1 protein-coding gene is annotated in these 1,060 nt (G+C 68.1%); it reads right to left on the reverse strand.

The annotated features are described in order from the left end of the window. On the reverse strand, nucleotides 1–973 hold a 973-nt coding region (locus DLJ53_RS34595), incomplete at its 3' end, for an IS256 family transposase (protein ID WP_111352847.1). Between the last annotated feature and the right edge of the window lie 87 nt (nucleotides 974–1,060).

A 1,060-nucleotide genomic window follows, 5' to 3' on the forward strand; every position in this document is an offset into this window, starting at 1 on the left:
ACTCCACGGCCTTCGCGTACTTGGCACCGTACTTTTCAGCGAACACCGCTATCGCTTCCTCGGCGCTGGCTCGGTCAGGTGCGTCCCGGACCTCGGCGAGATCGGCCTTCATGCCCCGCTGGACCGATTTGGGCACCTTGTTCAGGACATTGGCGGCCTTGTGGACCCAGCACCGCTGGTGCCGCGTCGGCGGAAAGATCTCCTCGAGCGCCTTCCAGAAGCCCAAAGCCCCGTCGCCAACGGCGATCTGCGGCGCGATAACGAGACCCCGGGCCTTGAGATCGACGAGGAGCTCGCGCCAGCTCTGCGCGCTCTCGCGAACGCCGACATGGAGGCCGACGAGTTCCTTTTTGCCTTCCGGCGTCGCCCCAAGGAGAACCAGCATGCACGCCGCGTCATCCTCCATCCGGGCCTGCAGGTAGACCCCGTCGGCCCAGACATAGACGTACCGCCGGGCCGAGAGGTCGCGCCGCTGCCATCGGTCGTACTCGCCTTGCCACTCCTCCTTCAGGCGGCCGATCACCGAGGGCGACAGGTTCGGCGCCTCCCTGCCCACGAGCGCTGCCAAGGCCTCCTGGAAGTCGCCGGTGGAGATGCCGCGCAGGTACAGAACCGGCAGCAGCGCATCGAGGCTCTTCGTGCGCCGCGCCCACTTCGGCAGGATCGCCGAGGTGAAAGTGATCCTCTCGGCTCCCGGGGCCGCCTCGGCGCCGCGATCGCGGACCTTCACCCGCCGCACCTGCACCGGGCCGATCCCGGTCTGGATCGTGCGCTCCGGACCGTGGCCGTGCCGCACCAGCCGGGCCCGCCCATCGCCGAGGCGTTCGTCCCGCATCGCAGCCAGAAACGCCTCGGCTTCGGCCTCCACCGCCTGCGCCAACAGCCGGCGGGCGCCCTCTCGCAGCACCGACGTCAGAGGATCGTCCACCTCCTCGGGGTGTTGGAATGGCAGAACGGTGCTATCTCTTGTCATGGCGTATCGCTCCTTCTGGAGGTCCTGGCAGGCTTGTCACCCGCCTCGATACGCCGCCTTCCTCAAACCGCCATCACCCAGCTTCGG

The organism is Acuticoccus sediminis (assembly GCF_003258595.1).
Lineage (GTDB): Bacteria > Pseudomonadota > Alphaproteobacteria > Rhizobiales > Amorphaceae > Acuticoccus > Acuticoccus sediminis.